Genomic DNA, 22,632 nt, shown 5'->3' on the forward strand with positions numbered 1-22,632 from the left:
AGCCCGAGCGGCGTGTCGCCGTGCAGACACGCACACTCGCCGGGGGGAGATTAATTGATCAGCGGGTCGCGCGGCATCCCGAGGATCCGCTCGGCGATCTGATTGCGGGTCACCTCGGAGGTGCCGCCGGCGATCGTCATGCCGCGCGAGCCCATGATCATCCGGCCGACCACCGCGCCAGGCCCGTCGAGCACCGCCACCTCGGGCCCCAGCAGCGCCGCCGAGATCGCTCCGCCCTCGACCATGTGCTCGGCCAGCTTCAGCTTGGTGACGTTGCCCTCGGGGCCGGGGCCCGCCCCCTCGACGCTGCGGGCGGCGCGGCGCAGGTTCAGCAGGCGCAGCGCGTGGTCCTCGGCGAGGTAGTAGCCGACCCGAACTTCGGCGCCCGCCAACCGATCTGCGTGCCGCTGCGCCAGTTCGACGAGTTTGGCCGCCAGGCCCTCGTAGAACGAGCCGCTGCCGCCGATGCTGACGCGCTCGTTGCCCAGCGTCGCCCGGGCGACGGTCCACCCGGAGTTGGGCGCCCCGACGACGTCCTCGTCGGGCACGAACACGTCGTTGAAGAACACCTCGTTGAATTCCGAGCCACCGGTGATCTGGCGCAAGGGCCGCACCTCGACCTCGGGGGCCTTCATGTCGATGATCACGGTGGTGATGCCGGCGTGCTTGGGGGCGTCCGGGTCGGTGCGCACAGTGGCCAGGCCCCGCGCGCAGTACTGCGCCCCGCTCGTCCAGACCTTCTGCCCGTTGATCTTCCAGCCGCCCTCGACCCGCGTGGCGCGGGTCTTGACCGATGCCGCGTCCGACCCGGCCTCGGGTTCGGAGAACAGCTGGCACCAGATCTCGTCCTGACGCAGCGCCTTCTCCACGAATCTTTCGATCTGCCAAGGGGTTCCGTGCTGGATCAGGGTCAGGATCACCCATCCGGTGATCGAGTAGTCGGGGCGCTTGATGCCCGCGGCGCGGAACTCCTCCTCGATCACGAGCTGCTCCACCGCGTCGGCCGCGCGGCCCCACGGCTTGGGCCAGTGGGGCATCACGTAGCCCGTCTCGATCAGCTTGTCGAGTTGCGCCTTCTTGTCCAGGGCGGCGATCTCGGCGGCGTCGGCGTGGATGCGGGTGCGCAGCTCTTCGGCCTCGGGCGGCAGGTCCAGGCTGTTGTCCCGCGCGGCGCCGCCGGCGGTGCGCTCGAAGACGTCCAGCGCCGGCGCGTCCCCGCCGAACAGGGCCGCGGTGACCAGCGCGCGGCGCAGGTGCAGATGCGCGTCGTGCTCCCAGGTGAAGCCGATGCCGCCGTGCACCTGGATGTTGAGTTCGGCGTTGCGCGTGTAGGCCGGGAACGCCAGGGCCGCGGCCGCGGCGGCGACCAGGCGGAATTGCTCTTCGTCCTCCCCCGCCGCGCGCGACGCGTCCCACACGGCGGCGGTCGCCGACTCGGCGGCCACCAGCATGTTCGCGCAGTGATGCTTGACCGCCTGGAAGGTCGCGATGGTCCGGCCGAATTGCTGGCGCACCTTGGCATAGGCGACGGCGGCGTCGACGCAGTCCGCCGACCCGCCGACGGCCTCCGCGGCGAGCAACGTCCGGGCCCGGGCCAGCGCGGACAGCCGCGCGCCCGGCAGGATGTCGTCGGCGGTGACGGCCACGCCCCGCAGGCGCACGCGCCCGGAGCGCCGGGTGGGATCGAGGTTCTCCGGCACCTCCACCGACACGCCGTCGCGGGCCCGGTCCAGCAGCAGCACGTCGTCACCGGCGGCGACCACCAGCAGCTCGGCGAGCCCGGCGCCCAGCACGATTCCGGCGTCGCCGTCCGCCACGCCGTCGTCGACCCGCACGTCGCCGTCCAGGCCGATCCCCGCGGTGACGGTGCCGTCGATCAGGCCGGGCAGCAGTCGCGACTTCTGCTCGGGCGTGCCGTCTTTCGCGAGCACCGCCGAGGCGATCACGGTCGGCACGAACGGCCCCGGTGCGACCGCGCGCCCGAGCTCCTCGACGACCACGACGAGTTCGGGCAGCCCGTAGCCCGAGCCGCCGTGTTCCTCGTCGACGTGCAGCCCGAGCCAGCCGAGCTCCACCAGGTTGTGCCAGAACGGGGGCCGGGATTCGTCGGTCGCGTCGAGCAGGGATCGGGCCGCCCAGCGCGCCTTCTGTGCGGTCAGGAACGCGCGGGCCACCTCGGCGAGTTCGCGATGGTCGTCGGTCAGGGCGATACCCATGAGGGGCCTCCTCGCTACCGGGCTGACTGCCTGCCCCGCTCCGAGGGGGAGCGGGGCGGCTGCCTAAAGAGTGTACTTATTCCCCGGAGCGGGCCCGCGCCGGGGGTGCTTACTTCGGCGCGAAGCGCTGCCCGGCGTCCAGCCGCAGGCACTGGCCGTTGAGCATCGGGTTGTCCACGATGGCCGCCGCCAGCTTCGCGTACTCGATGGGCCGGCCCAGGCGCTTCGGGAAGGCCGCGTCCTTGGTGAGCGCCGCCGCGAATTCGTCCGGGATGCCCTGGGTCAACCCCGTGGCGAACAGGCTCGGCGCGATCGCCAGCACCCGGATCCCCAGCGAGCCCAGGTCACGCGCCATGGTCAGGCACATGCCCGCGATGCCCGCCTTGGCGGCGGTGTAGGCGACCTGCCCGATCTGGCCCTCGAACGCCGCGATCGACGCGGTGTTGATGATGACGCCGCGCTCTTCGTCCTCGGGTTCGTTCTTGGCCATGTGGGCGGCCGCCAGCCGGCTGATGTTGAAGGAGGCGATGAGGTTGAGGTCGATGACGGATTGGAAGGACTCCAGGTCGTGCGGACCGGACTTGGTCATCGTGCGCTTGGCGATGCCGCCGCCGGCGGTGGTGATGACGACGTGCAGGCCGCCGAGCTTGTCGACCGCGGTCTGCAGCGTCTCCTCGGTGCCGGCGAAGTCGGTGACGTCGACCGGGTAGAACGAACCGCCGACGGCCTCGGCGACGGTCTTGCCGTCGGAGCCCTCGCGGTCGAGTATGGCGACGTCCGCGCCGCGCTCGTGCAGCAGTTCGGCGCTGGCGCGACCCATCCCCGACGCGCCGCCGATGACGACGACCTTCTTCCCGTTGATCTCCATCCGGGCCTCCTTTTCCAGGCTTGTCAGAATCGATGAAATTTGTAACGTTTCCTAGGCACGCTAGCGTGTCGGCCCGGCGGGGTTGTCGGCGAGCCATGCCAAGCTCGGTTGCGTGCTCCTTCTCGACGTCGCAAGCACCTCGCTTAATGTCGGCGGCACGTCGTCGCGGCTGACCAAGGTCGCCCACATCGCCGACCTGCTGCGCCGCGCCGCCGCCGACCCGCAGGCGGTGGCGATCGTGGTCTCGTGGCTCTCGGGTGAGCTGCGCCAGCGCCAGATCGGGGTCGGCTGGGCGTCGCTGCGCTCCCGGCCACCGCCGGCCAGCGATCCGGTCCTGACGGTCCCCGGCGTCGACGCCGCCTTCTCGGAGATCGGGGCGGTTTCGGGCAAGGGGTCGCAGGCGCGGCGGGCCGAACTCCTCAATGCGTTGTTCGCCGCGGCGACCGAAACCGAGCAGGCCTTCCTGGTGCGCCTCCTCGGCGGCGAGCTGCGCCAGGGGGCGCTGGCCGGGATCATGGCCGACGCGGTCGCCAAGGCCGCGGGAATCCCCGTCGCGTCGGTGCAGCGCGCCGCGATGCTGGGCGGTGACTTGCCGGCGGTGGCGGCGGCCGCCCTGTCCGGGTCGGCCGCGGCCCTGGAGGCGTTCACCCTGCGGGTGGGCCGGCCGGTCAGCCCGATGCTGGCCCAGACCGCGACCGGTGTGGCCGAGGCGATCGAACGTCACGACGGCACAACGATTTTCGAGGCGAAGCTGGACGGCGCGCGCGTGCAGATTCACCGGGCCGGCGACGAGGTCACGGTGTACACCCGCAGCCTCGACGACGTCACGGCCCGGCTCCCGGAGGTCGTCGAGGCGACGCTGGCCCTGCCGGTGACCGACCTGATCGCCGACGCCGAGGCGATCGCGTTGCGGCCCGACAACTCACCGCACCGCTTTCAGGTCACGGCCTCGCGATTCGGCCGGTCCGTCGACGTGGGGGCCGCGGTTGCCGCGCAGCGGCTTTCGGTGTTCTTCTTCGACGTTCTGCACCGCGACGGCTTCGACCTGCTGGACGCGCCGACCACCGACCGGCTGGCCGCGCTGGACGCGCTGGTGCCGCCAACGCAGCGGGTCGATCGGTTGATGACGTCGGACCCCTCGGAGGCCGCCGGCTTCCTGGCCGCCACGCTGGCCGCCGGCCACGAGGGGGTGATGGCCAAGGCGCCCGGCGCCCCCTACCTCGCGGGCCGTCGCGGGGCGGGTTGGCTGAAGGTGAAGCCGGTGCACACGCTGGACCTGGTGGTGCTCGCGGTGGAGTGGGGTTCCGGGCGCCGTCGCGGCAAGCTCTCCAACATCCACCTGGGCGCGCGGGATCCGGCCTCCGGCGAATTCGTCATGGTGGGAAAGACTTTCAAGGGAATGACCGACGCCATGCTGGATTGGCAGACCGCCCGGTTCAGCGAGCTCGCGCTCGGCGGAACCGACGAGTACGTGGTCCGATTGCGCCCTGAGCAGGTGGTCGAGATCGCCCTGGACGGCGTGCAGAAGTCGTCGCGGTACCCCGGTGGCCTGGCGCTGCGGTTCGCCCGGGTGGTGCGCTACCGCGACGACAAGGGCCCGGCGGAGGCCGACACCATCGACGCGGTGCGGGCGCTGTACTAAAACACGCGTTGTCGGTTTTCGGCGCGTAGGGTTTTTCGCCGTGGCAGTCAAAGAGCACGACGACGACGTCAGCTTCATCCGCACCCACGAAGACCTACCGCCGGTCGCAATCGTCGACCGCTCCCCCATCACCGTCCGGCACCGAATCATCTTCGGGGCGATCGCCGTCGCCGGTGCCGTCGCGTGGGCGATCATCGCGACGGCTCGCGGCGAGACGGTGAACTCCGTCTGGTTCGTGATCGCGGCGATCTGCACGTACATCGTCGGGTACCGGTTCTACGCCCGGTTGATCGAGATGAAGATCGTCCGTCCCCGCGACGACCACGCCACGCCGGCCGAGGTGCTCGACGACGGCACCGACTACGTGCCCACCGATCGGCGCGTGCTGTTCGGGCATCATTTCGCCGCGATCGCGGGGGCGGGGCCGCTCGTCGGTCCGGTGCTGGCCACCCAGATGGGCTACCTGCCCGGGACCATCTGGATCATTGCCGGCGCGGTGTTCGGCGGCTGTGTGCAGGACTACCTGGTGCTCTGGATCTCCACCCGCCGGCGCGGCCGTTCGCTGGGCCAGATGGCCCGCGACGAGCTGGGTGCGGTGGGTGGCGCCGCCGCGCTCATCGGCGTCCTCGTCATCATGGTCATCCTGATCGCGGTGCTGGCAATGATCGTGGTGCAGGCGCTGGCCAAGAGCCCGTGGGGCGTGTTCTCCATCGCCATGACCATCCCCATCGCGCTGTTCATGGGCGCCTACCTGCGGTTCCTGCGCCCGGGGCAGGTGACCGAGGTATCGGTGATCGGCTTCGCGCTGCTGCTGATCGCCGTGGCCTCCGGCAACTGGGTGGCCGAAACATCTTGGGGCGCATCCTGGTTCACCCTGTCCCCGGTCACCCTGTGCTGGTGCCTGATCATCTACGGCTTCGCCGCGTCGGTGCTGCCGGTGTGGTTGCTGCTGGCGCCGCGCGACTACCTGTCGACGTTCATGAAGGTCGGCGCCATCGCGCTGCTCGCGATCGGCATCTGCATCGCGCGGCCGCTCATGCAGGCCCCCGCGATCTCGCAGTTCGCCGCGAAAGGCAATGGGCCGGTGTTCGCGGGCTCGCTGTTCCCGTTCCTGTTCATCACCATCGCGTGCGGCGCACTGTCCGGATTCCACTCGCTGATCTCGTCCGGGACGACGCCGAAGCTGCTGGAGAAGGAAAGCCAGATGCGGCTGATCGGCTACGGCGGCATGATCACCGAGTCGTTCGTCGCGGTCATGGCGCTGATCACCGCGTCGATCATCAACCAGCACCTGTACTTCACCATCAATGCGCCGGCCGCGAAGACCGGTGGTACCGCGGCCACCGCCGCGGAATACGTCAACAGGCTCGGCCTGTCCGGCGCCCCGGCCACCGCCGACCAGATCAGCCAGGCCGCCGCCGGCGTCGGCGAAAAGTCGATCGTGTCGCGCACCGGCGGGGCGCCCACGCTCGCCTGGGGAATGTCCGAGGTGCTGCAGCGCGTGTTCGGCGGCGCCGGCCTCAAGTCCTTCTGGTACCACTTCGCGATCATGTTCGAGGCGCTGTTCATCCTGACCACGCTCGACGCGGGGACGCGGGTCAACCGATTCATGCTGTCCGACGCGCTCGGCAACTTCGGCGGACCGCTGGCCAAACTGCGCAATCCGAGCTGGCGCCCGGGCGTATGGATCTGCAGCCTCGTCGTCGTCGCCGCGTGGGGCAGCACCCTGCTGATGGGCGTGACCGATCCGCTGGGCGGCATCAACACCCTTTTCCCGCTGTTCGGCATCGCCAACCAGTTGCTGGCGGCGATCGCGCTGACCGTCATCACCGTGGTGGTCATCAAGAAGGGCCTGCTGAGGTGGGCCTGGATTCCCGGGGTTCCGCTGCTGTGGGACCTGGCCGTCACGCTGACCGCGTCGTGGCAGAAGATCTTCTCCGGCGATCCCGCGGTCGGCTACTGGACGCAGCACTCCCAGTACCTGGCGGCGAAACACGCCGGCAAGACCGCGTTCGGTGCGGCGAAGAACGCCCGCCAGCTCGACGAGGTCATCAGGAACACCTGGATCCAAGGCACCCTGTCGGTCATCTTCGCGTTGGTGGTCGTCATCGTGTTCGTCGCCGGAATCGCCGTCGCGCTCAGGGCGATTCGCGGTGGTGGCAGGCCGTTGACCGAGGAGGACCCGGTGCCGTCGAAGCGGTTCGCGCCCGCCGGGCTGATTCCCACCCCCGCCGAGCGGGAGCTGCAACGGCAGTGGGGCGCGAAGTCCGCCGCCCAGGCAAAGGGGTAGTCGACTACTCACGACGAAAGCCGCTCGTCGCTCTTACGGTGGTTTCACCAACGACCGGTTCGTCCGGTCCCGGGACCACATCGGAAAAGAGATGGACGAAATGTTGGTATCACCAGCGGGACTCGATAGCACGACTGATCCCGCAGACGAGCGCATAAGTCAACCCCCCGCGGTCGAGGTGTCGCCCGCCGAAGTCCTGATCAGCACGCAGCAGGTGGTCTTCAGCACCGCGGCGGCCCTGGGCGCGCGCCGCGACAGCGCAGGCCCGCCGAGAAGGCACTACCCGAAGCGTTACGGGTTCCTCGAGAACGCCCTCATGGCTCGCGAAATGGAAAGACTATGAACGTCGTCGTCACTCTCGCGTCCGCGGTCGTGATGTTGATGATCGCGATGGGCACCTACAGCCTGCAATGGCGGCTCGAGCGCGCTGACTACAACCGCCATTTCGAGGATTGACCGCCCACGCCGGTCGCGGTTGGTGCCCGGGGCCGGGGCGCGGTCCTAAAATTGCGCGATGAGGCTCGGTATCGACTTCGGCACCACCCACACCGTCGTTGCGGCCGTCGACCGGGGCAACTATCCGGTCATCTCTTTCGACGGCCTGGACGCCTGGCCTTCGCTCATCGCCGCCAATCCCGACGGGCAGTTGCGGTTCGGGGTGGACGCCGCCGCCGTGCGCCACGAGCCGGGCTGGTCGGTGCTGCGATCGTTCAAACGCCTCCTCAACGACGCCGGCCCGCAGACCGAGGTGAGCCTGGCGGGCCGCGACCACCGGCTGGCCGACCTGCTCACCGGCTTCCTGGCCGCGCTGAAGACCGACCTGCAAGGCCGCTCGAACGCCACCCTGGCGCCCGGCGAGACCGTCGAGGCCGCGATCAGCGTGCCCGCCAACGCCTCTAGCGCCCAGCGCCTGCTGACGCTGGACGCCTTCGTCGCGGCGGGTTTTCACGTCGTCGCGCTGCTGAACGAGCCGTCCGCCGCCAGCCTCGAGTACGCGCACCGGTACCGGTCCACCATCACCGCCAAGCGTGAGCATGTCCTGATCTACGACCTCGGCGGCGGCACCTTCGACGCGTCGCTGCTGAGGATGACCGGGCACGAGAACGAGGTCGTGGTCAGCGAGGGCATCCAGCGCCTCGGCGGTGACGACTTCGACGAGGCGATCGTGGACCTGGTCCTCGACCGGTTGAGCCTGCGCGGGGTGGATCCCGCGACGCGCGAGCTGCTCAAGGACGAGTGCGCCGCCCGCAAGGAGGCGGTCGGGCCCCAGACGCGCCGTTTCCTGGTGGACCTCACGGGAATTGACCCGGTCGACCGTCCCCCGTTCTCCTGCGGGATCGACGACGTCTACTCCGTGTGTGCGCCGCTCGTCGACCGGACGATCGAACTGCTGCAGCGCGCCCTGCGCGATCCGACCCGGGGTGGCAAGGACGTGGCCTGGTCGGAGGTGGCGGGCATCTACGTGGTGGGCGGGGCCGGGGGTTTTCCGCTGGTCGCCCGGATGCTGCGCACGGCCTTCGGCGAAAAGCGAGTGAAACGCTCCCCGCACCCGTTCGCGGCGACGGCCATCGGCCTGGCGGTCTTCCTCGACAAGGAGGCGGGCTTCGCGCTGTCCGAACGCTTTTCGCGGCACTTCGGGGTCTTCCGCGAGGCCCAGGCCGGGACCGACGTGGTATTCGACCCGATCGTGCCCAAGGACGCGTCGCTGCCGGCCGACGGGCGCACCCCGCTGGTGGTCAGGCGGACCTACCGAGCGGCGCACAACATCGGTCACTTCCGGTTCGTGGAGTGCAGCCGCCTGGTCAACGGGCGGCCCGACGGCGACGTCACGCCGTATGACCCGGTGCTCTTCCCGTTCGACCCGGCCCTGCGCGACCGGGACGACCTCGGGCACCAGCCCGTCGGGCGGTGGAGCGAGGGTCCGGATGTCGAGGAGCGCTACGTCGTCGCCCCCAGCGGCGCGGTGGAGGTGACGCTGACGACGCGGCCGGCCGGCTTCGAGCGCACCTTCCGGCTGGAGCGGTGCGCCGCGGCGGGTTGATGAATCGACGGCTCACCGGGAATACCCCGGGCTATGCCAGAAATAGATTTGGACGCCCTTTCCACCCGTGAACACGGCTACACCGTCAACGACGAGGACGACGACGACCCGGTCCTGCTCGACCGGGACGGCAACCGCATCGACACGTGGCGCGAGCGCTACCCGTACGACCACCGGATGCCGCGCGACGAATACGAGCCGCTGAAGCGCAGGCTGCAGATCGAGCTGCTGAAGCTGCAAAACCATGCCAAGCGCACCGGCGGCCGGCACGTGATCGTGTTCGAGGGCCGCGACGCCGCCGGCAAGGGCGGCACCATCCAGCGGTTCATGGAGCATCTCAATCCGCGCAGCGCGCGGGTGGTGGCGCTGGAGAAGCCGAGCGATCGCGAACGATCGCAGTGGTATTTCCAGCGCTACATCGGCCACCTGCCGGCCGGCGGCGAGATCGTGTTGTTCGACCGCTCGTGGTACAACCGCGCCGGGGTCGAAAGGGTGATGGGCTTCTGCACCCCCGACGAGTACGCCGAATTCATGGAGCAGGCACCGCTTTTCGAACGGATGCTGGTCGACAACGGGATCAGCCTGACGAAGTTCTGGTGCTCGGTCTCGCCGGCCGAGCAGCGCACCCGGTTCGCCATCCGGCTGGTCGACCCGGTGCGGCAGTGGAAGTTCTCGCCGATGGACATGGAGTCGGTGACCCGCTGGGACGACTACACCGCGGCGAAGGAGGCGATGTTCACCGCGACCGACACCGACGCCGCCCCGTGGATCGTGGTCCGCAGCAACGACAAGAAGCGGGCCCGGATCAACGCCATGCGCTACGTTCTCGCCAAGTCCGACTACGAGGACAAGGATCATCAACTCGTGGGCGAGCCCGACCCGCGGATCGTGGGGCGCGCGCTGATGGACTGAGCCGCGCCCGACCGAAGGAGGCACGTCATGTCCACCTGGCTCATCACCGGCTGCTCGACCGGGCTCGGCCGCGCGCTCGCCGAAGCCGTCATCGCCGCCGGGCACAACGCCGTCGTCACCGCCCGCGACCCCGCGAAGGTCGCCGACCTTGCCGGCGCGGCGCCCGAGCGGGTGCTCGCCGCCGCGCTCGACGTGACCGACCCCGCGCAGGTCGCCGCGGCCGTGCAGACCGCCGACGAGCGGTTCGGCGGCGTGGACGTTCTGGTCAACAACGCCGGCTACGGCTATCGCGCCGCGGTGGAGGAATGTGAGGACGCCGCGGTGCGCGAGTTGTTCGAGACGCACTTCTTCGGCAGCGTGGCGATGATCAAGGCCGTCCTGCCGGGGATGCGGGCGCGCCGCAGCGGCGCGATCGTGAACATCTCCTCGATCGGCGCGACCGTCACCCCGGTGGGATCCGGGTACTACGCGGCCGCCAAGGCCGCAATCGAGGGGATGAGCGGGGCCCTGCGCGGGGAGCTCGCGCCGCTGGGCATCTCGGTGACGGTCGTCGAGCCCGGCGCGTTCCGCACCGACTTCGCCGGGCGCTCGCTCGCGCAGACGGCAACGTTCATCGACGACTACGCGGGCACCGCCGGGCAGCGCCGCAAAGAAAACGACACGATGCACGGCAACCAGGCGGGCGACCCCGCCAAGGCGGCCGCCGCGGTCATCGCGGCGGTCGAGTCGAGCGAGCCGCCCGGATTCCTGCTGCTGGGCCCGGACGCCCTGGGCCTCTACCGCTATGTCGCGGACGCCCGCGCGGCCGAGATCGCGAAATGGGAAGAGCTCAGCGGCGGCACGAACTTCGACTGAACCTCAGCCGCGCGGTCCGACTGTGCGGCTCGCCGCACGCTCGGCATCGAATGTGCGGCTGGCCGCACGCTCGACATCGTGAAGAGAATTGCTTCGCGATTTCGGAGAAGGTTATTCTCCTAGATCGAGAGACGCTTTACGATCGGTGGGTGTCAGACACGCTGGAACTCGACCGGCCCCGCGACGGGGTCGTGGTCGTCCGGTTGAACCGCCCGGAGCGGCTCAACGCCATCAACGAGGTCATGCGATCCGAATTGGGCGCGGCCCTGGGCGATTTGGCGGCCGACCGGTCGGTGCGTGCCGTCGTGCTCACGGGCGCCGGTCGCGGCTTTTGCGCGGGGATCGACATGCGCGACTTCGGGCCCGATGTGCCGGAAGCGACCGCCCCGGCCCTGGACCGGATGCGCTTCCAGGAGGGCATGGCCGCGCTCGCGGAGGCCGTGCGGCGGTTGCCGCAGCCCGTCATCGCCGCCGTCAACGGCCCGTGCGTCGGCGCGGGGTTCGCGCTGTGCCTGGCCGCCGACATCCGGATCTGTTCGGCCGAAGCGTCGTTCGGCAACGCCGCCATCCTGCTCGGGCTGTCCGGCGCCGAGATGGGCATGAGCTATCACCTCCCCCGCGTCGTCGGCACCAGCGTCGCGGCGGACTGGATGCTCACCGGGCGCACGGTGTCGGCCGCCGAGGCGGATCGGCGCGGGCTGGTCAGCGAGATCGTTGAACCCGAGCGGTTGTTCGAGCGCGCGGTGGAGCTGGCGTCGCTGATCTCCGGCCTGGCCCCGCTCGGCGTGCAGCTGACAAAGCGTGCGCTGCAGGTGAATACCGACGCGGCGAGCCTGTCGTCGGCCCTGGAGCTGGAGAACCGCAACCAGGTGCTCTCGCACGCGACCGAGGAAGCGGCCGAACGCCGGAAAAAGTGGTCCGGGTGACCGAACCGAGAGGGGACGACGGATGTCGTGGGACTTCTCCACCGACCCGCAGTGGGCCGAACAACTGGAATGGGTCGAGGAGTTCGTGCGCACCGAGTGCGAACCGATCGACCTGATCGTCAAGGAGTCGCACGACCTGAACGACCCGGTGCGCCAAGCGCTCATCCCGCCGCTGCAGGAGATCGTGAAGGAGCGGGGGCTGTGGGCCACCCACCTGGGCCCTCATCTCGGTGGGCCCGGCTACGGCCAGGTGAAACTGGCGCTGCTGAACGAGATTCTGGGTCGTTCGGAATGCGCGCCGATCGTCTTCGGCTCGCAGGCCCCCGATTCGGGCAACAGCGAGATCCTCGCCCACTACGGCACGCCCGAGCTCAAGGCGCGCTACCTCGAGCCGCTGCTGGACAACCGCATCGTGTCGTGTTTCTCGATGACCGAGCCGCAGGGCGGCGCGGACCCCAAGGTATTCCGCACCACCGCCGTGCCCGACGGCGATCACTGGATCATCAACGGAGAGAAGTGGTTTTCGTCGTTCGCGTCGATGGCGTCGTTCATCATCGTGATGGCGATGACCGACCCCGAGGCGCCACCGTACGAGCGATACTCGATGTTCGTCGTGCCGGGCGGCACCCCGGGCATCAACGTGATGCGCGACGTCGGGCTGGGATACCAACCGCTGGGTGGCGGGCGCGAAGGGTACGTCCGCTACGAGGACGTGCGGGTGCCCGCCGATCACATGCTGGGCCCGCGCGGCGGGGCGTTCGTCGTCGCGCAAACCCGCTTGGGCGGCGGGCGAATTCATCACGCCATGCGCACGGTGGGGCTGGTCCGGCGCATCTTCGACATGATCTGCGAGCGGGCGGTGTCGCGCTACACCCAGGGTGAGGTCCTGGCCAGCAAGCAACTGGTCCAGGAGATGGTCGCCGACTCGTGGATGGAGATCGAGGCCTTTCGGCTGCTTACCCTCCAAACCGCTTGGAAGATCGACCAACTCAACGATTACAAGGCGGTGCGCGCGGACATCTCGGCGGTCAAGGCGATGATGCAGAAGGTGCTGCACGACGTGTCGTCGCGGGCGCTTCAGCTGCACGGATCGCTGGGCACCACGCACGAGATGCCGTTCGTGCAGTACTTGGTCGAGTCGTTCGTGCTCGGCCTCGCCGACGGTCCCACCGAGGTCCACAAGGTGACGCTGGCCCGCCTGTTGCTGAAGGACCGCGCGCCGGCGCCGGACCTGTTCCCGTCCGAACACCTGCTCCGGCTGCGCGCGGCCGCCGAGGCGAAGTTCGCCGACAAGCTGGCGGGCATCCCGCGCGGCTAAACGGATTTGGTGACGCCGACGTAGGACAAGATCACGTCGGACTGGTCGGTGATCCGCGTCAGCGTCGCGTAGGAGCGGATGAACGACTGTCCCACGCAGCCGTCGATCTTGACGTGGAAGTTGCTGATCATCACCCAGGGACTCGCGCCCTTGAACTCCTTCTTGATCACCGGCACAACGATCACCAGGCCGGGCTTGAGGCCGACGCTGAGCACACCGTTAACCGGCGTGGAGATCAACGGCAGGATGCCGGTCGTCACACCGGGGATCAGTGCCGTCGTGCCGAGCGACGGCGTGACGCCCGCGCTGCCCGCCATCGTGACGCCGTTGGACGTGCTCATGTCGATGCCACAGCCGATCTCGTACCCCACCTCGAGCTCGCCGCGGGGCTGTTCCGGCCCGATCAGCGAACCGACGAAGGTTCCGCTCGACAGGTATTCGCGGGACGAGACGGCGGTCGTCAACGGCGCCACCGGAACCTGCGACTCGTCCTTCGCGCCGAGGCCCAGGGTCCAGCCGTCGGGGGTATTGAGGGTTGCTGGAGGGTTCGAGGGGACCAGCCCGTCGGCCGCCGGAGCCGTGGCGGCGGCCGGGTCGACTTCGGGGTCGGCGCCGGATCGCGCCGCGCTCGTCACGAGCATGGCAAGGCAAACCGCGAAAGCCGCGGCGCGGCGGACGACCACGGCGATGGGCCTCACGGACGACACCGTAGGCAGCGCCGAATTCACGTCACGGCATTTGCTGGCCGAACCGCCGCAGTTGTTTTGCATTCGTGATTGAAATGCGACTTCGGGCAGGAATGCTGGGGGCCGCCCATTTCCCGCTCCGGAGGGCTACGATCGTTTGCTATGAAACGTCGCCCGTTCGTCCTGGCGCTCGTGGCCGGTGGCATGACGGCCATGACGCTGGTGGGCGGCGCCGGCACCGCACAGGCGGACCCGGTGGACCCCTTCACGCCGGGGCCCGGGGTGATCGATCGAATACTCACGGAGACACCCGATCTGTACGCGTCTCCGCGCGACGAGGTCGGCCCGTCGGGGCGTTCGGATCGTATCGGGATGGTCTGCCAAAACCTGTATGCACGGTGCCGGTAGGCCACCGCTAGTCCAGCAGTGAGCGCGCGCGTTCCAGCAATCTCGGCAGACTCGGCGTCATGGCTTCCAATTCGGCTCGCGGAGAACGCCTTCGGCGGTTGTGTTTGACGATCAGCGACCAGGTCGCGGCCGACTTGAAGCACGCCAACGCGGTGAACCAGCCCAGGTCGCCGACCCGGCAACCCAACTCACGTTGGTAGATCTCGGCGAGCTCGGCGGTCGGCGGCACCATGCCGGACGCCGGAACGCGCCGGTAGGTGTCGGGGTCACAGTTGATCAGGAACCAGCCCACATCGATCCGCGGGTCACCGATCGCCCAGATCTCCCAATCGATCACCGCATTGATCCCGGCACCGGCGGCCAGCAGGTTGCCCAGCCGGAAGTCGCCGTGAATCACGCTCGGGTCCATGGCCGCCGGCGCGGATGCCAGCAACGCGTCCCGCACCCGCGGCCAGCCGGGCACCAGCGCCGCGTCGACGGTCTGCAGCGTGTGAGACCAGCGCCGCACTTCCGCGACCGGTTCCATGACCGGTTCATCGCCCAGCCCGAGGTCCACCGGTGACACCCGGTGCAGGGCGGCCATCGCGCGGCAGGCGTTGCGGTAGCGCGCGGCGAGATCGACGACCGGCGGGCAACCGTCGAAAAGCGGCTCCACACAGTCGCCTCCGACCCGCGACATGACGAAGAGCGGTGGGCTGCCCGCGTCCTCCCACAGCACCTCCGGGACCGGAACCCGGCTTCCCGCAAGCGCTTTCATGATCCGCGCCTGGCGCAGCACGTCGCGGTGCGCCACCGGCTCCACGCCGGGCGGCGCGACCTTGATCACCACCGCCCGGCCGTCGCGCGCACCGGAGAACGTGAGGCTGGACGCGCCACCCGCCAGTGGCGCGAGATCGGCGACGCCCGCGGCCGCGAGTCGCCGCCGCAGCTCGTCCAGGTCGAGCTCGGTCACTCAACCGGCCGGCTTCGACCAGCCGACCTCGGCCAGGAAGGGCTGGGTGTGCGCGATGCGCCCCGTCAGGGTCTTGGGGTCGCCGGTGCACAATCGCAGGGCGGTCTCGGTGATCAGTTCGATGTCCTCGGTGTCGGTCTTGGCTAGGTCCAGGGTCCCGGCCCCGGGGGTTGCCACCGGGTTGGACGGGGCGGCCGCGTTGACGGCGATGCCGTCGTCGTAGAGTTCGGCGGCAAGGCTTTTGGTGAGCCGGTTGAGCGCGGCCTTGGCCGTTCCGTAGATGCCGAACCCCGCGGTCCGGTCGAATTCGGAGAACGGCGGTCCCGGCGGCAGGTCGCCGCCCACCGACGTCAGGTTCAGGATCCAGCCGCGCCCGCGCTCGCGCATCGCGGGGATCGCCAATTGGCTCAGATGCAACGGGCCGAGCAGGTGCATCTCGATCATCAGCCGGGCGCGCCGCTCGGGGAACCCGTCGAGCGGGCGCAGGAAGGTGACCGCGGCGTTGTTGACCAGGATGTCCGGCGCGCCGACGGCACTCACCACCTCCGCGAAAAGCCGTTCGCGCGCCTCCGATTGGGAAAGGTCCGCCGGGAACGCGACGGCGCGGCCGCCGGCGGCCGCGATCTCATCACGGGTCTGGGTCAGCGATCCCTGATACTTGGCGTCGGGCTGCATCGTTCGGGCGGTGAGCGCCACCGTGGCGCCGTGGGCGGCGAGCCGCGCGGCGATCGCCTTGCCCAGGCCCCGGCTGCTTCCGGTGACGAGCGCGACCATCCCGTCGCATCGTCGGTCTGCGCCCATATGCAACACCCTCCGTCTATGGAAATGGCTTCTCCGATACAGAGAATGCCATTATCGCCGGTCGATCGGAAGCACGGCCCGGTTGGGGAACCTGTCGCTGACAAGATTCCCTGGTCACCCAAACGGGAACCTGATGACGCATGGCCACACCCCGCGAGGTCATCGAACTCATCGACGCGCTCGCCGAAGACATCTACGACGCCTACGACAACCCCCGCCTCTATCCCGCGCCGGAGAAGGCCAAGGCGCTGACGGCGTCGCGCTACCTGGCCCGAAAGCTGGTCAGGAAGGGCTGGCGCAAGGGCGGCGGCGTCTACCTGCCCCGGTGCCCGTATGGAACCGTCACGTGCTTCGACCCGGAACCGCACCGCCACTGCGAGACGTAGCGCGTCCGGCGCGTAGGGCGTCGAGCGAATAGCTCCCACCGCCCACGAAGACGAGCAGGAAGAAGCCGAAGCAGAAGAGGATCGCCAGGAGCCCGCCGTTGCCCGCCGGTGGATCCCCGACCGGCCAGAGCGCTTTCGGTTGATGCATCCAGAAATAGGCGACCGCCATTTGCCCCGACGCGATGAAAGCGGCCGCGCGGGTTAACAATCCGGCCGCGATCAGAAGCCCCGTGACAAACTCGATCACACCGGCGTACCAGCCGGGCCAGCTTCCGGCCGCGACGGAAAACGCCGGATGGACAGGCCAGGCGAACAGGATATTCGAGCCACACGCGGCGAAGAGCAAGCCGTAGACCAGACGGTAGAGGCTCAGCACGGCGGGCGAATAGTGGGCGAGACGTTCGTCGAGAGTGTTCGTCACGACGCATACCTTACGGTCGCAACCCAATCGAGCACGCGACCCCACAGCCGCTGGCGGCTCGACGCCATGTTGTGGCAGTGCGCGCTGTCGGGCAGCACGACGGTCGTGATGTCGGTGCTGCTGCGGTACAGGACCGCCTCCGCGCGTGGGTCCGGTGAGACGTCGACGACGCCGAAGCCGACCAGCACCGGAACGTCGATCCGCGCGGCGTGCTCGGCGACCACGCCGGCGATCATCGCGGTGCCGAATACCCGCGGTACCACCGACTTTGCCGTGACGCAGTCCGCCGCGACGACGTCGGCGGGCACATCGGCCAGGTGAAACCAGCTCTGCAGGTATTCGCGCGGCCCCTCGGCATAGGGCTCGGGAAGTGCGGCGAGGATCTGCCGGGCCAGCTCGGCGCGGCCCTCGGCGGTGGCCGCCCGGGCGATGAACCCGGCATCCAGGTTCAGCGGCGCGACGTGCTGATTGGTGCAGCCGAGGACCGCCAGGCCCGCGTAGCTGGAAAACAGCGACTGCTGAACAATCGCGAGGTACCCGCCCAGGGAATGCGCCACGGCCAGCGCGGGGGCGCGCTCGCCGGTCACCTCCGGCAGCGCCGAGACGGCCCGCGCGAGCGCGGCGGCGATGTCCGCGAAATCGAAATCGCGTGCCGGCTGGGAACTTTCGCCGGTGCCCAGCGGATCGATCGTCACGACGGCGTAGCCGTTCCCGGTGGCGAAGTCGGCGAAGCTGTAGCCGCTGCGGCCCGGGTAGCTGAGGTCCCAGTAGTCGCGGCTGTAGGTGCCGCCCGGCAGGCAGACGAGGATGGCGTCGGCGCCACGGGGCGCCGGGTAATAGGTCGCCGCCAACCATGCCCGCTCGCCGACGACGTCGCTGACGTCGAACCGCATGGGCCGGGGCACCCCCACAAAGTAACGCCACGCCGCCCTCCGCAGATATTCACGGCATGATCGGCACCCGCACTGCGGCCGCGGCCCGGGCCGCCGGCGTCGCCATGCTGGCCGGCGCCACCGCGCTGGGCCTGGCGGTGGGCACCGCGCACGCCGCGCCCGACCCGCCTCGCGGCGAGGGCACGCTTTACGGCAACCCGGCGGCGGCCGCGCCGTTCTGGCGCTACCAGGGATATGAAGACGACTGCGTGGAAATGGCGGTCGCCGACGTGGTCGGGGAGCTGACCGGCAAGCCGCCCTCCGAGCAGGCCATCGTGAAGCTGGCCCAGTCCACCCCGAGCACCGTCCACCCCGGACCGATCTACACGAAGCCAAAGAAGCGCAAGCCCGGCAGCGGCACCGCGTTCGACGACGAGCCGGCGCTGCTCGCGCATTACGGCATCCACGCCACCTCGACCGACTCGGACAACGCCGCGAAGGCCGGTGTCCCGACGGGGATGTCGGCGCTTGAGCAGGCTCTGGGCAAGGGCCGCAAGGCGATCGTCGGGGTCAACTCCGAAGTCATCTGGCGCGAGCCCGTCGAGGACAAGACCCCGGACGGCCAACCGGAAGCCAATCACGCCGTGGTGGTCACCGGCGTCGACACCGCGGCCGGCGTCGTGCATCTCAACGACAGCGGCACTGAACAGGGTCGCGACGAACAGGTCCCGATCGACGTCTTCGCCCGGTCGTGGGCCAGCAGCGACGAGCAGATGACGGTCACCGGTTAGGGACGGGAGCCGCAGCGGCGCACCGTTAAAGCCGCGTGCACGGGTCCTGGCAGGAGTGGTTGATGCCGGGCAGCATCTGATGCGCGAAGTCCGCGCCGGTGCGGACGGTCAGCGCCGCGATGACCGCGCCGGCCAGGCATACGGCGGCGGCGATGATCATCGCCACCGAGAACCCGGGGCCCAGCGGCCGCCCCGGCCCGGCGCTGATGCCGGCCGCCACCGGCAGCACGGCGACGGCAAGTAACCCGGCGAGGCGCGCGACGGCGTTGTTGACGCCGGAGGCGGTGCCCGCGTAGCTGTCCGGGACGGCGGAGAGAACCGCGGCGGTCAACGGCGCCACGGTGATCGCCAGCCCGACGCCGAACACGACGACGGCGGGCAGCACCGCGCCGAGATAGGTCGCCCCGGGCGCGATCCGCGCCATCAACGCCAGGCCCGCCGCGGCGATCAGCGGGCCGACCGTCATGGGCAACCGCGGACCGACCCGCTGCCAGAGCGCGCCCGCCCATGGCGAGCCGATCAGCATGATGATCGTCATCGGCATCATCGCCGAACCCGCCGCGAGCGCCGAGTAGTGCAGGCTTTGCTGCAGCTGCAGGGCCAACAGGAACAGCGCGCCGCCGATGGCCGTGTAGACGGCCAAGGTCGTGAGGTTGGCGCCGGTGAATTGCCGGGATCGCAACAGCGGCAACGGCAGCAGCGGCGATTGCGCGCGCCGTTCGATCACCGGAAACGCAAGCAGCGCCGCCGCGCCGACGACGGCGGCCGTCGCGGTGACGAATGTCCAACCGCGCGAAGGCGCCTCGATGAGCGCGTAGATCACCCCGGACAGCCCGACGCTGACGGCGGCGGTCCCCAGGACGTCCGGACGCCCCGGTGCGGTCGGATCGCGCGATTCGGGGATACGCCGGACGGCGATCCACAGCACCGCCGCGGCCAGCGGGAGGTTCAAAAAGAACACCCAGCGCCACGACGCCGCATCGACGAGCCAGCCGCCGATGAACGGACCGAGCGCCGTCGTCACGCCCGACATGCCCGCCCAGATCCCGACGGCCCGGCCCCGGTCGTCGTCGACGATGCCGGCGTCGATCAACGCGAGGCTGCCCGGAACCAACGCCGCCGCGCCGACACCCTGCGCCAGCCGCGCGCCGACCAGCCATCCGACCGTCGGCGACAGACCGCAGGCGACGGAGGCCGCGGTGAACACGACCAGCCCGGCAACGAAAACCCGTCGGCGGCCGTAGCGGTCGCCCGCGGCGCCGCCGGTCAGCAGCAGCGCGCTCAGCGTCAGCAGGTAGCCGTCGAGGACCCATTGTTGACCGGTCAGACCGCCGCCCAGGTCGCGCCCGATGGCCGGCAGCGCGACGTTGACGACGGTGCCGTCCAGCAGCGCGATACCCGAACCGAGGACGGCCGCGGCGATCAACCACCGCGCACCAGCCGAGGCCAGCGGGAATTGGTTCATGGTTGACGATTCTGCGCCTGGCGCCGTTTCGTCGCCCGCGCGTGGGCTGGCGTTCATGTCACGGACGTCAGTTGCGCGCCTGATGTGCAAACACCGCTGCCACACTGACTCACCTGCCACCCACCCCTAGGGAGTAGGACCCACGATGACCGATGTCGAGCAGACGCCCTCCGACGGGCTTTCCCCCAGCCCCACGCGGGCCGACCTGACCGAGCACTCCCGCACCGGGATGAGCGCGGCGGCGCTGCAGCGGGCGATCACCGACCACCTGCGCTACTCGGTCGGTCGTCCGGCCGCCGCGCTGCGGCCCGAGCATTACTACCGGGCGCTGGCCCTCGCCGTGCGCGACCGCATGCAGGACCGCCGGGTGGCCTCGACGCAGACCTCGCTGGACCTCGGCCGCAAGGTGACCTGCTACTTGTCGGCCGAATTCCTGATGGGCCCGCAGCTGGGCAACAACCTGCTGAACCTCAACATGGAGTTGGCGGCAAAGACGGCGCTCGCGGCGATGGGACAGAATCTCGAGACGGTCCTGGCTTGCGAGGAGGAGCCGGGGCTGGGCAACGGTGGCCTCGGCAGGCTCGCGGCGTGTTACCTCGACTCGCTGGCCACGCTCGAGCGGCCGGCGATCGGCTACGGCATCCGCTACGAATTCGGCATCTTCGACCAGGAGATTCACGACGGCTGGCAGGTTGAGCAGACCGACAACTGGCTGGACAGCGGAAACCCTTGGGAGATCGCCAAACCCGACGTCAACTACCTGGTCAAGTGGGGCGGCTACGCCGAGCACTACACCGACGACGTCGGCCACGACCGCGTCCGCTGGGTGCCCGGGCGCCTGCTGAAGGGCGTCGCCTACGACACGCCCATCCAGGGTTACGGCGTCAACACCTGTAACGTGCTGACGCTGTGGAGCGCGCGGGCCGTGAAGTCGTTCGCGTTGGAGGCCTTCAACACCGGCGATTACTACAAGGCGGTCGAGGACGAGGTCACGTCGGAAACCGTCACCAAGGTTCTCTACCCCAACGACGAGCCGGAGGCGGGCAAGCGGCTGCGCCTACTGCAGCAGTACTTCTTCGTGTCCTGCTCGCTGCAGCACGTGCTGCACATCATGGACGACCTCGCGGACGCGGGCGTGCGCGAACTCCCTCAGCGATTCGCCCTGCAGCTCAACGACACTCATCCCTCGATCGGGGTCGCCGAGCTGATGCGGTTGCTGGTCGACGAGCGCCAGCTGGACTGGGACGAGGCGTGGGGCATCACGGTCGCGACGTTCGGCTACACCAACCACACCCTGCTGCCCGAGGCGCTGGAGACCTGGCCGCTGGAGATGTTCGCCGAATCGTTGCCGCGCCACCTCGAGATCATCTACGAAATCAACCGCCGCTTCCTCGACGAGGTGCGCGCCCGCTTCCCCGGCGACGAGGACCGGTTGCGCCGGATGTCGCTGATCGGCGAGGACGGCGGCAAGAGCGTCCGGATGGCACACCTCGCCACGGTGGGCAGTCACGCCATCAACGGCGTCGCCGCGCTGCACTCAGAACTGCTGAAAAGCAGTGTGCTCAAGGACTTTTACGAGCTGTGGCCGGAACGGTTCAGCAACAAGACCAACGGCGTGACACCGCGGCGCTTCCTCGCCCTGGCCAACCCCGGGCTGCGCGAGCTGCTGGACCGCACCGTCGGCGACGGCTGGCTGACCGACCTGAGCCGCCTGCGCGGGCTGGAGCCGTTCGTCGACGACGCGGCCTTCCGCCGGGAATGGCACGACATCAAGCGCAACAACAAGGCGCGCCTGGCCAAGTACATCCGGTCGGTCGCGGGCGTCGAGCTCAACCCCGACTGGATGTTCGACGTCCAGGTCAAGCGCATCCACGAGTACAAGCGCCAGCACCTCAACGTCCTGCACATCGTCGCGCTGTATCACAGGCTCAAGCAGGATCCCGGGGCGTCAATTCCGCAGCGGGCCTTCATCTTCGGCGGCAAAGCCGCCCCGGGCTACTTCCTGGCCAAGCGGATCATCAAGCTGATCAACGCCGTCGGTGAGACGGTCAACGCGGACCCGGACGTGAACCGCTTCATCAGGGTGGCGTTCGTGCCCAACTTCAATGTGCAGAACGCGCACATGATCTACCCCGCCGCCGACCTGTCGGAGCAGATCTCCACCGCGGGCAAGGAAGCCTCGGGCACCGGCAACATGAAGTTCATGATCAACGGCGCCCTGACCATCGGCACGCTCGACGGAGCCAACGTCGAGATGCGCGACGAGGTCGGTCCGGAGAACTTCTTCCTGTTCGGCCTGACCGAGCAGGAGGTCGAGGCGGCCAAGGCGAACGGATACCGCCCGGCCGACTACATCGACGGCCCCCAAGCTGGAAATGACGAGTTGCGCGCCGTGCTGGATCTGATTGCGGGCGGGACTTTTTCGCACGGCGACACCGAGGTGTTCAAGCCGCTGGTGGACAACCTGCGCCACGACGACCCCTTCCTGGTGTGCGCCGATTTCGCGTCCTACCTGAAGTGCCAGGAGCAGGTGAGCGCGGCGTGGCGGGACACCGAGTCGTGGACGAGGATGTCCATCTTGAATACCGCGCGCAGTGGCAAGTTCTCCTCGGACCGCGCCATCACGGAGTACTGCGACGAGATCTGGAACGTCTGGCCGCTGACCGTGAAGATGTGAAACTCGGGCAGGCCGCGTGCGGTCACCTCCGCAGTCGCCCCCTATCGCGTCTCCGTGATCTGGATCAGACTGAAACCGCGACATCGCGTGACGATGACACGGAAT

General features: G+C 69.3%; 19 protein-coding genes. 11 read left to right on the plus strand and 8 right to left on the minus strand.

Annotated elements, in window-relative coordinates:
• Positions 1 to 50: 50 nt before the first annotated feature.
• On the minus strand, positions 51 to 2,216 hold the full coding sequence (locus A5655_RS23355; protein WP_067014238.1) for an acyl-CoA dehydrogenase: 2,166 nt from the start codon (positions 2,214 to 2,216) through the stop codon (positions 51 to 53).
• A gap of 109 nt (positions 2,217 to 2,325) precedes the next feature.
• Positions 2,326 to 3,084: an SDR family NAD(P)-dependent oxidoreductase gene (locus A5655_RS23360; RefSeq protein ID WP_067014240.1), complete on the minus strand. Its 759-nt coding sequence runs from the start codon at positions 3,082 to 3,084 to the stop codon at positions 2,326 to 2,328.
• A gap of 112 nt (positions 3,085 to 3,196) precedes the next feature.
• On the opposite strand from A5655_RS23360, the gene A5655_RS23365 reads away from it, so the two are divergent.
• The 7 genes from A5655_RS23365 (at position 3,197) to A5655_RS23400 (ending at position 13,068) form a co-directional block, all read left to right on the plus strand.
• Positions 3,197 to 4,726, plus strand: a complete 1,530-nt coding sequence (locus A5655_RS23365; RefSeq protein WP_067014242.1) for an ATP-dependent DNA ligase — start codon at positions 3,197 to 3,199, stop codon at positions 4,724 to 4,726.
• A gap of 40 nt (positions 4,727 to 4,766) precedes the next feature.
• Complete coding sequence (locus A5655_RS23370) at positions 4,767 to 7,016, plus strand: carbon starvation CstA family protein (RefSeq protein ID WP_067014244.1); 2,250 nt, start codon at positions 4,767 to 4,769, stop codon at positions 7,014 to 7,016.
• 514 nt (positions 7,017 to 7,530) lie between these two features.
• Complete coding sequence (locus tag A5655_RS23380) at positions 7,531 to 9,057, plus strand: Hsp70 family protein (protein ID WP_067014248.1); 1,527 nt, start codon at positions 7,531 to 7,533, stop codon at positions 9,055 to 9,057.
• Positions 9,058 to 9,090: 33 nt separating this feature from the next.
• Positions 9,091 to 9,969, plus strand: coding sequence for a polyphosphate kinase 2 (gene ppk2, locus A5655_RS23385; protein ID WP_067014249.1), 879 nt, complete (start codon positions 9,091 to 9,093; stop codon positions 9,967 to 9,969).
• Between the two features lie 27 nt (positions 9,970 to 9,996).
• Complete coding sequence (locus A5655_RS23390; RefSeq protein ID WP_067014251.1) at positions 9,997 to 10,824, plus strand: oxidoreductase; 828 nt, start codon at positions 9,997 to 9,999, stop codon at positions 10,822 to 10,824.
• A 149-nt stretch (positions 10,825 to 10,973) separates the two neighbouring features.
• Positions 10,974 to 11,750 carry an enoyl-CoA hydratase/isomerase family protein gene (locus A5655_RS23395; RefSeq protein ID WP_067014252.1) on the plus strand — a complete coding sequence of 259 codons (777 nt, stop codon included), beginning with the start codon at positions 10,974 to 10,976 and terminating at the stop codon, positions 11,748 to 11,750.
• Between the two features lie 22 nt (positions 11,751 to 11,772).
• Positions 11,773 to 13,068, plus strand: coding sequence for an acyl-CoA dehydrogenase family protein (locus A5655_RS23400; RefSeq protein ID WP_067014254.1), 1,296 nt, complete (start codon positions 11,773 to 11,775; stop codon positions 13,066 to 13,068).
• Here the strand turns inward: A5655_RS23400 and A5655_RS23405 are convergent.
• Positions 13,065 to 13,751 carry an MspA family porin gene (locus tag A5655_RS23405; protein WP_231999261.1) on the minus strand — a complete coding sequence of 229 codons (687 nt, stop codon included), beginning with the start codon at positions 13,749 to 13,751 and terminating at the stop codon, positions 13,065 to 13,067. The genes A5655_RS23400 and A5655_RS23405 overlap by 4 nt on opposite strands.
• Before the next feature lie 165 nt (positions 13,752 to 13,916).
• Here A5655_RS23405 and A5655_RS23410 point away from each other — a divergent pair, with 165 nt between their 5' ends.
• Positions 13,917 to 14,162, plus strand: coding sequence for a hypothetical protein (locus A5655_RS23410; RefSeq protein ID WP_067014256.1), 246 nt, complete (start codon positions 13,917 to 13,919; stop codon positions 14,160 to 14,162).
• Between the two features lie 7 nt (positions 14,163 to 14,169).
• Here A5655_RS23410 and A5655_RS23415 read toward each other — a convergent pair whose 3' ends face one another.
• Together A5655_RS23415 and A5655_RS23420 are read right to left on the minus strand one after the other, a co-directional pair.
• The gene (locus tag A5655_RS23415; RefSeq protein ID WP_067014257.1) at positions 14,170 to 15,114 is read right to left on the minus strand and encodes a phosphotransferase family protein; all 945 of its coding nucleotides are present in this window, start codon (positions 15,112 to 15,114) and stop codon (positions 14,170 to 14,172) included.
• Positions 15,115 to 15,915: an SDR family NAD(P)-dependent oxidoreductase gene (locus tag A5655_RS23420; RefSeq protein ID WP_067014259.1), complete on the minus strand. Its 801-nt coding sequence runs from the start codon at positions 15,913 to 15,915 to the stop codon at positions 15,115 to 15,117.
• 140 nt (positions 15,916 to 16,055) lie between these two features.
• Here A5655_RS23420 and A5655_RS23425 point away from each other — a divergent pair, with 140 nt between their 5' ends.
• The gene (locus A5655_RS23425) at positions 16,056 to 16,301 is read left to right on the plus strand and encodes a hypothetical protein (RefSeq protein ID WP_067014262.1); all 246 of its coding nucleotides are present in this window, start codon (positions 16,056 to 16,058) and stop codon (positions 16,299 to 16,301) included.
• Here A5655_RS23425 and A5655_RS23430 read toward each other — a convergent pair.
• Together A5655_RS23430 and A5655_RS23435 are read right to left on the minus strand one after the other, a co-directional pair.
• Positions 16,258 to 16,722, minus strand: a complete 465-nt coding sequence (locus tag A5655_RS23430; RefSeq protein ID WP_067014264.1) for a DoxX family protein — start codon at positions 16,720 to 16,722, stop codon at positions 16,258 to 16,260. The two genes, A5655_RS23425 and A5655_RS23430, sit on opposite strands and share 44 nt — an antisense overlap.
• Positions 16,719 to 17,615: an alpha/beta hydrolase gene (locus tag A5655_RS23435; protein WP_067014267.1), complete on the minus strand. Its 897-nt coding sequence runs from the start codon at positions 17,613 to 17,615 to the stop codon at positions 16,719 to 16,721. The genes A5655_RS23430 and A5655_RS23435 overlap by 4 nt, the downstream gene beginning before the upstream one ends.
• Positions 17,616 to 17,671: 56 nt before the next feature.
• Here A5655_RS23435 and A5655_RS23440 point away from each other — a divergent pair, with 56 nt between their 5' ends.
• Positions 17,672 to 18,385 carry a hypothetical protein gene (locus A5655_RS23440; RefSeq protein ID WP_067014270.1) on the plus strand — a complete coding sequence of 238 codons (714 nt, stop codon included), beginning with the start codon at positions 17,672 to 17,674 and terminating at the stop codon, positions 18,383 to 18,385.
• Positions 18,386 to 18,410: 25 nt separating this feature from the next.
• On the opposite strand, the gene A5655_RS23445 is transcribed toward A5655_RS23440, so the two are convergent.
• On the minus strand, positions 18,411 to 19,850 hold the full coding sequence (locus A5655_RS23445; protein WP_067014272.1) for an MFS transporter: 1,440 nt from the start codon (positions 19,848 to 19,850) through the stop codon (positions 18,411 to 18,413).
• A gap of 229 nt (positions 19,851 to 20,079) precedes the next feature.
• On the opposite strand from A5655_RS23445, the gene A5655_RS23450 reads away from it, so the two are divergent.
• Positions 20,080 to 22,527 (plus strand): glycogen/starch/alpha-glucan phosphorylase, encoded by a 2,448-nt coding sequence (locus A5655_RS23450; RefSeq protein WP_067014487.1) that lies wholly within the window; start codon positions 20,080 to 20,082, stop codon positions 22,525 to 22,527.
• Positions 22,528 to 22,632: the final 105 nt, after the last annotated feature.

Origin of the sequence: Mycobacterium sp. 1081908.1 (assembly GCF_001673535.1) — a bacterium.
Taxonomy (GTDB): domain Bacteria; phylum Actinomycetota; class Actinomycetes; order Mycobacteriales; family Mycobacteriaceae; genus Mycobacterium.